12 protein-coding genes are annotated in these 14,043 nt (G+C 70.7%); 9 read left to right on the forward strand and 3 right to left on the reverse strand.

Translation table 11 applies throughout. The features are described 5' to 3' along the window. Nucleotides 1-37: 37 nt before the first annotated feature. Both FR742_RS12945 and FR742_RS12950 read right to left on the reverse strand, forming a co-directional pair. The gene (locus FR742_RS12945) at nucleotides 38-1,267 is read right to left on the reverse strand and encodes a DUF349 domain-containing protein (RefSeq protein WP_148031194.1); all 1,230 of its coding nucleotides are present in this window, start codon (nucleotides 1,265-1,267) and stop codon (nucleotides 38-40) included. Between the two features lie 61 nt (nucleotides 1,268-1,328). After that, a complete protein-coding gene (locus FR742_RS12950; protein WP_148031195.1) occupies nucleotides 1,329-2,195 on the reverse strand; it encodes a peptidylprolyl isomerase in 867 nt (288 codons plus the stop codon). A 139-nt stretch (nucleotides 2,196-2,334) separates the two neighbouring features. Here FR742_RS12950 and FR742_RS12955 point away from each other — a divergent pair, with 139 nt between their 5' ends. The 3 genes from FR742_RS12955 to aspS are packed head-to-tail and all read left to right on the forward strand — an operon-like array spanning nucleotide 2,335 to nucleotide 6,010. Then, entirely contained in the window at nucleotides 2,335-3,018 is a 684-nt protein-coding gene (locus FR742_RS12955) for an MBL fold metallo-hydrolase (protein WP_148031196.1), read from the forward strand. Continuing rightward, nucleotides 3,018-4,277: a histidine--tRNA ligase gene (hisS, locus tag FR742_RS12960; protein ID WP_219543318.1), complete on the forward strand. Its 1,260-nt coding sequence runs from the start codon at nucleotides 3,018-3,020 to the stop codon at nucleotides 4,275-4,277. Before FR742_RS12955 ends, hisS begins: the two co-directional genes overlap by 1 nt. Then, on the forward strand, nucleotides 4,274-6,010 hold the full coding sequence (gene aspS, locus FR742_RS12965) for an aspartate--tRNA ligase (RefSeq protein WP_148031198.1): 1,737 nt from the start codon (nucleotides 4,274-4,276) through the stop codon (nucleotides 6,008-6,010). Before hisS ends, aspS begins: the two co-directional genes overlap by 4 nt. A 55-nt stretch (nucleotides 6,011-6,065) precedes the next feature. On the opposite strand, the gene FR742_RS12970 is transcribed toward aspS, so the two are convergent. Further along, nucleotides 6,066-6,956 (reverse strand): peptidylprolyl isomerase, encoded by an 891-nt coding sequence (locus FR742_RS12970; protein ID WP_148031199.1) that lies wholly within the window; start codon nucleotides 6,954-6,956, stop codon nucleotides 6,066-6,068. 166 nt (nucleotides 6,957-7,122) lie between these two features. Between FR742_RS12970 and FR742_RS12975 the strand changes: the two genes are divergently transcribed. The 6 genes from FR742_RS12975 (at nucleotide 7,123) to alaS (ending at nucleotide 14,042) form a co-directional block, all read left to right on the forward strand. Then, nucleotides 7,123-7,584, forward strand: a complete 462-nt coding sequence (locus FR742_RS12975) for a DUF2231 domain-containing protein (protein WP_148031200.1) — start codon at nucleotides 7,123-7,125, stop codon at nucleotides 7,582-7,584. A gap of 70 nt (nucleotides 7,585-7,654) precedes the next feature. Further along, a complete protein-coding gene (locus FR742_RS12980; protein WP_246639258.1) occupies nucleotides 7,655-8,899 on the forward strand; it encodes a replication-associated recombination protein A in 1,245 nt (414 codons plus the stop codon). A 200-nt stretch (nucleotides 8,900-9,099) separates the two neighbouring features. Beyond that, entirely contained in the window at nucleotides 9,100-10,299 is a 1,200-nt protein-coding gene (locus FR742_RS44505; protein ID WP_187281130.1) for a hypothetical protein, read from the forward strand. Nucleotides 10,300-10,750: 451 nt separating this feature from the next. Beyond that, a complete protein-coding gene (locus tag FR742_RS12990) occupies nucleotides 10,751-11,125 on the forward strand; it encodes a DUF948 domain-containing protein (RefSeq protein WP_148031202.1) in 375 nt (124 codons plus the stop codon). Next, nucleotides 11,122-11,352, forward strand: coding sequence for a hypothetical protein (locus FR742_RS12995; protein WP_148031203.1), 231 nt, complete (start codon nucleotides 11,122-11,124; stop codon nucleotides 11,350-11,352). The genes FR742_RS12990 and FR742_RS12995 overlap by 4 nt, the downstream gene beginning before the upstream one ends. Nucleotides 11,353-11,369: 17 nt before the next feature. After that, nucleotides 11,370-14,042 (forward strand): alanine--tRNA ligase, encoded by a 2,673-nt coding sequence (alaS, locus tag FR742_RS13000; protein ID WP_148031204.1) that lies wholly within the window; start codon nucleotides 11,370-11,372, stop codon nucleotides 14,040-14,042. The last annotated feature ends 1 nt before the right edge of the window (nucleotide 14,043 follow it).

The following is a 14,043-nucleotide window of genomic DNA, read 5'->3' on the forward strand; positions in this document are numbered from 1 at the left end:
CCGCCTCCGCTGGGCAGGGACCGCGAGCCGGGCTCGGTCAGCTGAACTCGGCGAGCGTGCGCTCGGCCTCCTCCAGCCAGGCGCGGCGGGCCGTGATGGCCTCCTCCGCCTCCTTGACGTCCTTGGCCCGTCCGGCCGCCTGCGCCTTGGCCAGGCGCTTCTCCAACTGCTCGATGGAGGTGCGCAGCTGGTCGACGGTGCTCTGAGCGCGGGCGCGGGCCTCGGGGTTGGAGCGCTTCCACTCGGCGTCCTCGGCCTTGCGCACGGCCTCGTCGACCTTGCGCAGCCCGCCTTCCAGGCGGTCGCGGTGCTCGCGGGGGACCGGGCCGGCCGCCTCCCAGCGCTCCAGGATGTGGCGGAGCTGGCCCCTGGCGGTGCGCACGTCGGTGACCGGGAGCAGCTTCTCGGCCTCGATCAGCAGCTCCTCCTTCACCTGCGCGTTGGCGGCGAGCGAGGCGTCACGCTCGGCGAACACCGCCGAGCGGGCCTGGAAGAACTGGTCCTGGGCGGCCTTGAAGCGACCCCACAGCTCGTCCTCGACCTCCCTGGAGGCCCGGCCGGCGCTCTTCCAGCGCTGCATCAGATCCCGGTAGACGGCCGCGGTCTGCCCCCAGTCGGTGGAGTCGGCGATCGCCTCGGCCTCGGCGACGATGGCCTCCTTGGTGGCACGCACACCCTCGCGCTGCTCGTCGAGGGTGGCGAAGTAGGCCTTGCGCCGCTTGGCGAAGGCGGTGCGGGCGGTCGACAGGCGCTTCCACAGCTGCGCCTCCGTCACCCTGTCGATCCGGTCGGCGGCCTTCCACTCCTCGACGAGCTGACGCAGCCGCTCACCGCCGGACTTCCAGTGGGTGGTCTCCTCGGCGATGCGCTCGGCCTCGGCGACGATCCGCTCCTTGACGGCCCTGGCCTCGGCGCGGGCGACCTCGCGCGCCGCCTTCAGCTCCTCGCGGCGCTGCGCGACCAGCGCGGTCAGCCCGTCGAGCCGGGCCGTCAGCGCGCCGAGGTCACCGACGGCGTGCGCGTCGGCCACGGCCTCGCGCAGCTTGACGATGCTCGCCTCGGCCTGCGCGGGCGCCAGGTCGGTGCCCCGCACCCGCTGCTCCAGCAGCTGGACCTGGCCCGCCAGCTCGTCGTACTTGCGATGGAAGTAGGCCAGCGCCTCTTCGGGTTCGCCGGCCTGCCAGGACCCGACGGCCCGCTCTCCCTCAGCCGTTCGCACGTAGACGGTGCCGTCGTCGTCTACCCGGCCCCACGGGTCGGTGCTCACCGTGTCCTCCCGCACTTTCCATCAGACCCTTCGGGACTGTTCGTCCCTAGTTTGTATTACGTCAGCTCTTGCCAGCGATTGTCACGTCTTTGATTTCCACGGTTTCCTTCGGCGCTCCGGTGCCGTCAGCCGTACCTGCCAGGACACCCGCCTTGTTCACCTTGTCCAGGATGTCGAGCCCCTTCGTGATCGTACCCACCGGTGTGTAAAGCGGGTCGAGCTGGATATCGCCGTACACCAGGAAGAACTGGCTGCCCGTGCTGCCCGGGGCCTGCGTCTTGGCCATCGCCATCACGCCCCGCTTGTACTTGGCGTCCTTGGTGTTCTCCTCCACCAGCACGTAGCCGGGGCCGCCCGAGCCGTCGGTCTGGCTCTTGCCGTCGGCCTTGGCCGTCGGGTCGCCGCACTGCAGCATCGGGAACTGCTCGTTGCCCAGCCGGTGGCACTTGCTGCCGTCGTAATAGTCCTTCTCCGCCAGGAACTGCAGCGAGTTGACGGTGCACGGCGCCTTGGCGTTGTCGAGCTCGACCACGATGTCGCCGAGACCGGTCTTCATCGTCATCGTCTTCTTGGCCGGCTTCAGGTCCACCTTCTCCGGCGGCATGCCGACGTCCTTGACCTGACCGCCGCCGGTGTCGGCGACATAGCCGCAGGTGCCGGTCTTCTCGTCGTAGGGCTTCGGCTGAGCGACCGCCGGGGCGGACGTGCTCGCCTGCGCCGACGGCTCGGCGGCCGCCTCTGTGGGCTCGTCGCCGCCGCCCAGCAGGGCGACCGAGGCCACGATGCCGCCGACCACGACGACGACGCCCACGGTGGAGCCGATGATCGCCATGCGCTTGTTGCGCTGCTCGCGCTCGAGCCGGCGCTGCTGTTGGCGCTCGTAGTGCTCGCGTGCCAGCTGCTTCTGCCGGTCCTTGCCCGTGGCCACCGCTTTGCCTCCCGTAGTCAATCAACTGAGGTGGGCGAATCGTATCGGCCAAAGGCCGATGATTCGCAGCCCGGCGACCCGCACCGGTACCCTTCGGTTACATTCCCATTGGCTTTTTTGACGAGATCAGCTGAGGCAGATGCTCATCGCCGGCTTCCCCGCAGGGGCCTTCCAGACCAATTGTTACGTCATCGCGCCCGCGGAAGGCGAGGAGTGCGTGATCATAGACCCCGGTCAGGACGCTGTCGAGGGGGTCGACGAACTGCTGCGTGAGCATCGTCTCAAGCCGGTCGCGGTCCTGCTCACCCACGGCCACCTCGACCACGTCTGGTCGGTCGCCCCGGTGTGCGGCGCGCGCGGCGTGCCGGCCTGGATCCACCCCGACGACCGCCACCTGCTGAGCGACCCGGCGGCGGGCTGGTCTTCCACGAGCTCCTCCCTCTTCGGCGACCTCACCCTCAGCGAGCCCGACGACGTGCGCGAGCTGTCCGACGGCGCCACGCTGGAACTCGCGGGCATGGAGCTGGTCGTCGACCACACGCCCGGCCATACCAGGGGGTCGGTGAGCTTCAGGGGAGACGCGGGCCGCGGCGTGATGTTCTCCGGTGACCTGCTGTTCGCCGGCTCCATCGGCCGCACCGACCTGCCGGGCGGCGACTATCCGACGATCCTGCGCAGCCTCGCCGCCAAGTGCCTGCCGCTGCCTGACGATACGGTCGTCCTGCCGGGCCACGGACCACAGACCACGATCGGCCGCGAGCGCGCCACCAATCCTTATCTCAAGGAGGCCGCGCCGCACGCCGGTCCCACAAGAGGAATCTGATGACCTTCCAAGCACCCAAAGGCACCTTCGACTGGCTGCCTCCCCGCTCCGAGCAGGTGCTCGCCGTCCGCGAGGCGCTCGTCGCCCCGGCCAGGCGCGCGGGATACGGCTACGTCGAGACGCCGGTCTTCGAAGACACCCAGCTGTTCGCCAGGGGAGTGGGCGAGTCCACCGACATCGTCTCCAAGGAGATGTACACCTTCCCCGACAAGAAGGGCCGTTCGCTGACGTTGCGCCCGGAGGGCACGGCGTCGGTGGTCCGCGCCGTGCTCCAGCACGGCCTGCACAACGGCCAGCTGCCGGTGAAGCTGTGGTACTCGGGCAGCCAGTTCCGCTACGAGCGCGCCCAGAAGGGCCGCTACCGCCACTTCTGGCAGGTCGGCGCGGAGGCGCTGGGCGCCGAGGACCCGGCGCTCGACGCCGAGCTGATCGTGCTCGCCGCCCGCGCCTTCGCCTCGCTGGGCCTGCGTCAGTTCACGCTGCTGCTCAACTCGCTCGGCGACAAGACCTGCCGCCCCGCCTACCGCGCCGCGCTGCAGGAGTTCCTGCGCGGGCTCGACCTGGACGAGGAGACGCGGGCCCGGATCGAGATCAACCCGCTGCGGGTGCTCGACGACAAGCGCCCCGAGGTGCAGGCCCAGCTCGGCGGCGCGCCGCTGGTCGTCGACCACCTGTGCGCCGCCTGCAAGGCCTACCACGAGGAGGTCCGCGCCCTGCTGAAGGCCTCCGGCGTCGCGTACGAGGACGACCCGAGGCTGGTGCGCGGGCTCGACTACTACACCCGCACCACGTTCGAGTTCGTCCACGGCGGGCTCGGCTCGCAGTCGGCGATCGGCGGCGGCGGCCGCTACGACGGGCTCAGCGAGATGCTCGGCGGTCCGCCGCTGCCCAGCGTCGGCTGGGCGCTCGGCGTCGACCGCACGGTCCTGGCCATGGAGTCCGAGGGGCTGCTCGGCGATGCCGCGCCCGGCGGCGTCCAGGTGTACGGTGTCGCGCTGGGCGACGACGCCCGCCGCCGGATGTTCCTGCTCGTGGCCGAGCTGCGCGAGGCCGGCGTCAGCGCCGACATGGCCTTCGGCGGCAAGGGGCTCAAGGGAGCGATGAAGGGCGCCGACCGCTCGGGGGCCCGTTACGCGCTGATCTTGGGCGAGCGTGACCTGGCGGCGCAAGCCGTGCAAGTGAAAGACCTGACCACCGCTGAGCAGACCGAGGTGCCGCTGGCCCGGGTCGTGGAAGTCTTGAAGGGGAAAGTGCAGTGATCCGCACGCATACGGCCGGGTCGCTCCGCAAGGAGCACGCCGGGCAGCAGGTGACGCTCGCCGGATGGGTGGCCCGCCGCCGTGACCACGGCGGGGTGGTCTTCATCGATCTGCGCGACGCCTCCGGCTCGGCGCAGGTGGTCTTCCGGGAGGAGGACCACGCCCACGACCTGCGCGCCGAATACTGCGTGAAGGTGGTCGGCCAGGTCCGCGTGCGCCCCGAGGGCAACGAGAACCCCGACCTGCCCACCGGCGAGGTCGAGGTGGTGGCCGACGCGGTCGAGGTGCTCAGTGAGTCCGCGCCGCTGCCGTTCCCCATCGAGGGCGGCACGGGCGTCTCCGAGGAGGCCCGGCTGAAGTACCGCTACCTCGACATCCGCCGCCCGCAGGTGGCCGAGGCGATGCGGGTGCGCTCCAAGGCGACCTACCTCGCCAACGAGGTGATGAACGAGCTCGGCTTCGTCTACGTCGAGACGCCGACGCTGACCCGCTCCACCCCCGAGGGCGCCCGCGACTTCCTGGTGCCGGTCCGGCTCCAGCCGGGCAGCTGGTACGCCCTGCCGCAGTCGCCGCAGCTGTTCAAGCAGCTGCTGCAGGTGGCCGGCCTGGAGCGCTACTACCAGCTCGCCAAGTGCTACCGCGACGAGGACCTGCGCGCCGACCGGCAGCCGGAGTTCACCCAGATCGACATCGAGATGTCCTTCGTCGACCAGGAGGACGTCATCGCGGTCGGCGAGAAGCTGATCGGCCGGCTGTGGCGCGAGATCCTCGGCTACGAGATCCCCCTGCCGCTGCCCCGCATGACCTACGCCGACGCGATGGCCCGCTACGGCTCCGACAAGCCCGACCTGCGCTTCGGCCAGGAGCTCGTCGACATGACCGACTACTTCTCCGGCACCTCCTTCCGCGTCTTCCAGGCCGAGTACGTCGGCGCGGTCGTCATGCCGGGCGGCGCCTCCCAGACCCGCAAGGAGCTCGACGGCTGGCAGGAGTGGGCGCGCAGCCGCGGGGCCAAGGGCCTGGCCTACGTGCTCGTCCAGGAAGACGGCACGCTCGGCGGCCCGGTCGCCAAGAACCTGTCCGAGCAGGAGATCTCCGGCCTGGCGGGCAAGGTCGGCGCCGCGCCCGGCGACGCGGTGTTCTTCGCCGCGGGCGCCCGCGGCGCCGCCCGCGACCTGCTCGGCGCCGCCCGCCTGGAGATCGGCCGCCGCTGCGGGCTCATCGACGAGTCGCTCTGGTCGTTCCTGTGGGTCGTGGACGCGCCCATGTTCGAGGAGGACGGCGAGGGCGGCTGGACCGCCGTGCACCACCCGTTCACCGGTCCCAAGCCGGAGTGGTCCGACAACTTCCAGGACCATCCGGGCGAGGCGCTCGCCTACGCCTACGACATGGTCTGCAACGGCATGGAGATCGGCGGCGGCTCGATCCGCATCCACCGCGCCGAGATGCAGCAGCGCGTCTTCGACGTGCTCGGCATCTCCAAGGAGGAGGCGGAGAGCAAGTTCGGCTTCCTGCTGGAGGCGTTCAAGTACGGCCCGCCGCCGCACGGCGGCATCGCCTACGGCTGGGACCGCATCTGCATGCTGCTGTCGGACGGCGAGTCGATCCGCGACGTGATCGCGTTCCCGAAGACGGCCTCCGGCTTCGACCCGCTCACCGGCGCGCCCACGCCCATCACGGCAGGCCAGCGCAAGGAGGCGGGCGTCGACGCCCGGCCCAAGGCCGACGCCTGACATGCGAAACGGCAGGCGCCCACCGCGGCGCCTGCCGTATCTTTCGCGGCTCTTCTTAGGAGAGCTTGACCTTCTTGATGATGATCGGCGTCTTGGGCGCCGTGGAGCCGCCGTCGCCGGTGATGTCGTCGTCGTTGACGATCACGCCGTCCTTGGCCACCTTGTCGATGATCTCCAGGCCGGAGGTCACCATGCCGAGCACCGAGTACACCGGGTCGATCTGGGTGTTCTCGTCCGACAGCGAGATGGCGAACTGGCTGCTGTTCTGGCCCGCCGCGTCGGCCGGCTGCGTCAGGAACACCACGCCCCTGCCGTACGGGATCGCGCCCGCGGCCTCGTCGAGGAACGTGTAGCCCGCCGTGCCCTGGCCGTCGGTCGGGTTCTCGCCGTCGGCCTTGGCCTTCGGGTCGCCGCACTGCAGCAGGTAGAGCCCCGACACCTCGGGCGTCACCAGCCGGTGACACTTGGTGTTGTCGTAGAAGCCCTTCTTGGCCAGGAACGCCATCGAGTTCACCGAGCAGGGCGTGAGCTGCGGGTCGACCTCGATGACGATGTCACCGTGGTTGGTCGTGACCGTCATCTTCGACAGCTTCAGGTTCGGCTTCTTGCCCGGCATGCCCACGTACTTCATCGGCACGTCCGAGGTGTCCCGCTTGTATTGGCAGGTCACCGGGCCGGTCTTGGTCGGCGTCGGGAGCGCCGTGATGGGCTCCTCCGTGGGACTGGCGGACGCCGAGGACTCGGCCGCCGCCGGCGTGCCTGGCGCGTTGTTGTTGACCAGGGTCGTCACGGCGAAGATGCCACCGGCCACCACAGCGACGGCCACGCCCGCGCCGATGAAGGTGTTGCGCCTCGCCTTGGACGACTGCTCGGCGGCGCGTTGCCGCTGCCGCTCCTTGTGCTGACGCGCCAATTCGCTCTGGCGGTCGTCGTCGTCGCCGCTCACCGGTATGTCCTCCATCTTTGCCTACACATGACCAAACAACTTGGGGAATGCTACCGGCCCTAGATATGTGCTGGACGTAAGTGACCAGAAGCCACCTGTGTGGCCGGAAGGGTGGAACCATATCGATCCGGGATTCGTAGTTGAAAACGAAACTAAGGAGCCCCGGATGTTCGATCAGGTTCTCGGCCTGCCCGCGCACCCCCTCGTGGTGCACTTCGCGGTGGTGCTGACGCCCATGCTCGTGGCGGTCGCCGTAGCCTACGCCCTCGTGCCCCGCTGGCGGGCCGCGACGGCGTGGGCGGTGACGCTGCTCTCGATCGCCGCCCCCGTGGCTGTCTTCGCCGCCTGGCAGAGCGGGCAGAGCCTCAAGGCCGCCCGCTTCGCCACCGCCGGGGGCGAGCTCGGCCAGCGGATCAGCGCCCACGAGGCGCACGCCGTCCCCCTGCTGCTGTCGGCCGCGGGTCTCGGTTCGGTGTCGCTCGTCCTCGTCCACGCCTCCCGCGGCGACCGGTTCGGCAAGCCCGGCACGGCGGTGCTGTCCGGCCTGACCGTGGTGCTGGCCGCGGTGACGGCGTACTACGTCTTCCTGGCGGGGGACTCGGGCGCGAGAGCCGTGTGGGAGCTGTAACCTCGCGGATGTGGAGAGCTTGTTCGATTCGGCGGCCGAGGAGGCCACACCTCAGCCCCTGGCCGTGCGCATGCGCCCCCGCAGCCTCGACGAGGTGATCGGCCAGCGCCACCTGCTCGGCCCCGGCACGCCGCTGCGCCGGCTGGTCGAGAGCGAGGCGCCGATGTCGCTGTTCCTGTGGGGGCCGCCGGGCACCGGCAAGACCACCCTCGCCTACGTCGTGTCCAACGTCACCAAGCGCCGCTTCGTGGAGATCTCCGCCGTCTCCGCCGGCGTCAAGGACGTCCGCGCCGCCATCGACGCCGCCCGCCGCGAGCTCGGCATGAGCGGCCGCCAGACCGTGCTCTTCGTCGACGAGGTGCACCGCTTCAACAAGGCCCAGCAGGACGCCCTGCTGCCCGCCGTCGAGAACCGCTGGGTCACCTTCATCGGCGCCACCACCGAGAACCCGTTCTTCTCCGTCATCTCACCGCTGCTGTCGCGCTCGCTGCTGCTCACCCTCGAATCGCTCGGCGACGACGACGTCCGCGCGGTGCTGGAACGGGCGGTGTCCGACGAGCGCGGGCTCGGCGGACGCGCCACGCTCGCCCCCGAGGCCCTCGACCAGCTCGTCCGCCTCGCCGGCGGCGACGCCCGCAGATCGCTGACCTACCTCGAAGCGGCGGCCCTGCTGTCCGACGACATCACGATCGAGGTGGTGGAGAAGGCCGTCGACAAGGCGGCCGTCCGCTACGACCGGCAGGGCGACCAGCACTACGACGTCATCAGCGCGTTCATCAAGTCGATGCGCGGCTCCGACGCCGACGCCGCGCTCCACTACCTGGCCCGCATGATCGAGGCGGGGGAGGACCCGCGCTTCATCGCCCGCCGCATCGTCATCTTCGCCTCCGAGGACGTCGGCATGGCCGACCCCGCCTGCCTGCAGACCGCGGTCGCCGCCGCCCAGGCGGTGCAGCTCATCGGCCTGCCCGAAGGCCAGATCAACCTCGCCCACGCGGTCATCCACTGCGCGCTGGCTCCCAAGTCCAACGCCGTGGTGAAGGCCATCGGCGCCGCCGTCGGCGACGTCCGGCGCGGCCTCATCGGCCAGGTGCCCGGCCACCTGCGCGACGCCCACTACCCCGGCGCGGCCAAGCTCGGCCACGGCGAGGCCTACAAGTACCCCCACGACTTCGAGCACGGCCTCGTCCGCCAGGACTACGCGCCCGAGCAGATCCGCGACCGGCGCTACTACGAGCCCACCCGCCACGGCGCCGAGGCGCCGGTCGCCGAACGCTGGGCGCGCATCCGCGACTTCCTGCGCGGATCCCCATGACCGCGCCGCCTCTGGGCCATGCCGTTCATGGGCATGGGGGTCGCCGGGGCACCCCATCCATGAGCTCGTGGGTCCCCGAGACATGACCGACCACGAAGTTCCCAGGGATGCCCGGGAACGACCGACCACGACCTCCATGAACTCGGGGATGCCGGGGGCATGACCGACCACAACATTCCCGATCTCAGGGACGCCCGGCAATGACCGACCACCGCGCAGCCTTCGACGCGTCCATCACCTTCGGCAACGGCGGCGATCTGACCGTCCACGACTTCCGCGTCGACGTGCCCTCGCCCGGCGTCACCGAGGACGAGATCGCCGCCCTGTTCGTGGCCTCACTCGGGCTGTTGATGACCGACGCGGTCGAGCTCTCCCACGTGCGTGTCTTCCCCGAACCGCACAAAGGCACCCGAGGCGGCCCCAGCGACCGCACCGCCCCCGCGGCCTTCCACGGCTGCATCCTCCCTCTCGACACCCCCGCCACCCGCCTGGAACTCCCTGCCGGCGTAGCCGCCCCCGCGGCACTCAGGGGCACCGCAGCCGGCGGAGTCGGTCCTGCCGCAGTCTGCGGGGAGGGTTCGACTGATGTCGAGCGCGTCGCAGTCCGTGGGGAGGCTGCGGTCGGCCCGCATGGGCCGGCCACAGGCCGAGGGGAGGCTGCGGCGGGTGTGGTCGGGCTTGCCGCAGTCTGCGGGGAGCGTTCGGCTGGTGTCGAGCACGCTGCGGTCCGTGAGGAGGTCGCGGTCGGCATGCTCGGGCCGGTCGCAGGCCGAGGAGAGGCCGCGGCGGGTGTGGCCGGGCCCGCCGCGGCCTGCGGGGAGACCGGAGCTGGTGGGATTGGACCTGCCGTAGTCGGCGGGGAGGGCTCGGGTGGTGTCGAGCGCGCTGCAGCTCCTGCAAAGCCCTCGGCCGGGTCGGACACGGGCCGAGGGGAGGCTCCCGCTGGTGAGGGGGAGGCTGCCGGAATCGGCCCGGAGACGGTGGTTGGTGGCGATGGGCCGTCAGTGACCCGCGAGGAGGCTATTGACGTTCTTGCACGTACGGTCGAGCTTCCCGCGGTGGTGGTGCGTGCCTCCGGGGCGGACTGGGAGACGATCGGCGTCGGTGCTCTGGCGCCCTTCGCCGTCCGCGGTCACGCGGTCCTCCTGCAGACCCAGGCCGGCGAGTGCCTGAGCGAGGCAGCCGCTCGCTGGCTCGTCTCACAGGCTGTCGCTCTGGTCGCCACCGATGCGCGCACGCTCGGCGCATCGCGGAGCCTCCTCCTGGAGGCAGGCATACCCATCGCCGAGTCCCTCACCGGCCTGGAAGCGTTGCCGCCCACGGGCGCCTACTTCACCGCCGTCCCGCCTCACGCCGCGTCGGGCGCCACCCCGGCCCGCGCGTACGCCCGCGTCCCGTAGTGGTCCCTCCCGTCGCGAATCCACCCGCGAAGGCCGCCACGGGGTCCTGCACCGGCCTCGGCCGCCAAGGGCGCGTCCTCGCCCGCGATCTTCAGCCTTAAGTCTGCCGGGCAACGATGGCGTCCTGCTCCGGGAGGTGGCAGCTCGCATAACGGGCAGCGTCTCGAAGGCATCCGCACTCGTACGGGGCCGCGTTGCGAAGGCAAGCGCACTCGTACGGATCCGAACGGAATTCCCTCAGCGCACTCGGACGGGACCCCAGCCGCCACACCCGCACGGCGAGGAGGCCCGTTTCCCGTACCAGAGGGGGCCGCCGGGGCGGGATGGCCGAGGTCAGGACCGGAACGGGCCTGGCACGCCGCGTGATCAAGGACTCGGTCATCGCCGACCTCGTCCGCCGGACACGATAGGGTCTTGACGTTCCGGCCCAGCGTACGAGGGAGATGCGCGGATGCTTACCGCTGGAGAGGTCGCCGGGCTGATCGCGGCCACGGGATGGGTGGTCCTGGTCTGCGTTCTCACGATGGCGCTCCTCAAGCTCGCCAGGCTGCTCACCGAGACGACCAAGGCGGTCTCCGAGCTGAACGCCCGCCTGACGCCGCTGCTCGACGACATGAGCCTCACGGTCAACGAGACGAACCGGCAGCTCGTCGCCGTCGAGTCCATCGCCAGGGACGTCAAGCAGGTGACCGGCCACGCCGCCAAGCTCAGCGCCGTCACCCAGACCGTCTTCACCGGTCCGCTGATCAAGGTGTCGTCCATCAGCTACGGCGTGCGCCGGGCCATCGAGGCCCGCAAGCCGCGCAGGACGGGGCGGCGGCGATGATCAGGCGGCTGTTCTACCTGTCGCTCGGCGCGTTCCTCTCCCTGTGGGTGATGCGCAAGCTGCAGGCGCTCCACCCCAACCACGTCGCCCGCAGGACCGCCCACGGTGCCGCGGGCATGCTCGAACAGGTGAGAGACTTTACTTCTGACGCGCTCGGCGAGGCCGCCGGCCGCGAAATCGAGTTGCGGGCCCGTTTCGGCCTCGACAACCCTGAACACAACGACTAACGCAAAGGACGGCCGCCATGGAGTCGGCAGAGATCGCCCGCCGCTTCCTGCGCTTCTTCGAGGAGCGTGGGCACAAAGTAGTGCCCTCGGCCAGCCTGATCGCTGAGGACCCGACGCTCCTCCTGGTTCCCGCCGGTATGGTGCCCTTCAAGCCGTACTTCCTGGGGCAGCGCAAGCCTCCGGCGTCCCGGCTGGCCACCGCGCAGAAATGCGTGCGCACCCCCGACATCGACGAGGTCGGCAGGACGACCCGCCACGCCACGTTCTTCCAGATGCTCGGCAACTTCTCCATCGGCGACTACTTCAAGGCCGAGGTGATCCCGTACGCCTGGGAGCTGCTCACCAAGCCCGAGTCCGAGGGCGGCTTCGGCTTCCCCGAGGACCGGCTGTGGGCGACGGTCTACCAGGACGACGACGAGGCGTTCGAGATCTGGCACAAGACGGTCGGCCTGCCCGCCGACCGCATCCAGCGGCGCGGCCTGGCCGACAACTACTGGCACATGGGCGTGCCCGGCCCCGGCGGCCCCTGCTCGGAGATCTACTACGACCGCGGCCCCGAGTACGGGCGCGAGGGCGGCCCCGTGGCCGACGAGGACCGCTACCTCGAGGTGTGGAACCTCGTGTTCATGCAGTACCAGCTCAGCGAGGTCCGCTCCAAGGTCGACTTCGACGTGGCAGGCGAGCTGCCCAGCAAGAACATCGACACCGGCATGGGCCTGGAGCGCATGGCGGCGATCCTGCAGGGCGTCGACAACATCTACGAGATCGACACCACCTACAAGATCCTCGACAAGGCGGCGGAGCTGACCGGCACCGCCTACGGTCGTGACCCGCGCACCGACGTGAGCCTGCGGGTCATCGCCGACCACGTGCGCGCCGGCACCATGCTGGTGGCCGACGGCGTCATGCCCGGCAACGAGGGCCGCGGCTACGTCCTGCGCCGCCTGCTCCGCCGCACCGTGCGCAACCTGCGCCTGCTCGGCTCCGGCGACCGGCGGCTCATGCACACCCTGACCGACGTGGCGATCAACGTCATGGGGGAGCAGTACGACGAGCTCAAGACCGACGCGCCGCAGATCCACGCGGTCATCGACGCCGAGGAGGCGTCGTTCCTCGGCACGCTCCGCACCGGCACCGCGATCTTCGACGTGGCCGTCGAGGAGACCAAGCGCAAGAAGGCGGCCACGCTCTCCGGCGAGCAGGCCTTCCAGCTCCACGACACCTACGGCTTCCCGATCGACCTCACCCTTGAGATGGCGGCCGAGCAGGGGCTCAAGGTCGACGAAGAGGGCTTCCGCCGCCTGATGAAGGAGCAGCGCGAGCGCGCCAAGGCCGACGCGGCGGCGAAGAAGATCGGCAACGCCGACGTCTCCATCTTCGGCCGGCTCCTGGAGGAGGCGGGCAAGGTCGAGTTCCTCGGTTACGACGAGACCGCGGCCGACACCACGATCGTCGGCATCCTCGTCGACGGCGCGTCGGTGCCGGCGGCGGGCGCGGGCACCGAGGTCGAGGTCGTGCTCGGCCGCACCCCGTTCTACGCCGAGGGCGGCGGCCAGCTCGCCGACCAGGGCGTCATCCGCACCGGCGGCGCCGAGGTCGAGATCCTCGACGTGCAGTCGCCGATCGGGGGCCTCGTCGTCCACCGCGGCAGGATCCGCAGCGGCGAGCTCAAGACCGGCGACGAGGCGCACGCCGAGATCGACCTGGAGCGGCGGCGGGCCATCTCGCGCAGCCACAGCGCCACCCACATGGTCCACCGCGGCTTCAAGAACGCGCTCGGCGAGACGGCGGCCCAGGCGGGCTCCGAGAACTCGCCCGGCCGCTTCCGCTTCGACTTCACCGCCGCGGGCGCGGTCCCGCAGAGCGTGCTGCGCGACGTCGAGGACGAGGTCAACGCCGTTCTCGTCAACGACCTCAAGGTCAACGCCTTCTACACCTCGCAGGCCGAGGCCAGGGCGATGGGCGCGCTGGCGATGTTCGGCGAGAAGTACGGCGACGAGGTCCGCGTGGTCGAGATCGGCGACTACTCCCGCGAGCTCTGCGGCGGCACCCACGTCCACAGCTCCGGCCAGCTCGGCCTGGTCAAGGTGCTGGCCGAGCAGTCGGTGGGCGCGGGCGTGCGCCGCGTCGAGGCGCTGGTCGGCATCGACGCCTTCCGCTACCTGGCGCGGGAGAGCGTGCTGGTCTCGCAGCTCACCGAGCAGCTCAAGGCGCGCCGCGAGGAGCTGCCCGAGCGCGTCGAGGGCATCGTCACCCGGCTCCGCGCGGCGGAGAAGGAGCTGGAGAAGGTCCGCTCCGCCCAGGTGCTGCAGGTGGCCGGCGAACTCGCGGGCAAGGCCACCGACCTGCACGGAGTGTCCGTCGTGACACACCGCGCGCCTGATGGCACGAACGCCGACGATCTGCGTAAGCTCGCGCTGGACGTACGCGGCAGGTTCCCGTCCGACCGGCCGGCGGTGATCGTTGTCGCCGGCGTCCCCTCCGACCGGCCCGTGGTGGTCGCCGCGGTCAACGAGGCGGGACGCGAGCGCGGGCTCAAGGCCGGACGACTGGTCGGCGTCGCCGCCAAGGCGCTTGGAGGTGGCGGTGGCGGCAAGGACGACGTCGCACAGGGCGGCGGCAGCCGTCCCGAGGCGATCGGCGACGCGCTGCGGCTCGTCGAACAGGCCATCACGGAGCAGCTCGGCTGAC

Source organism: Nonomuraea sp. C10, assembly GCF_008017515.1.
Taxonomy (GTDB): Bacteria; Actinomycetota; Actinomycetes; order Streptosporangiales; family Streptosporangiaceae; genus Nonomuraea; species Nonomuraea ferruginea.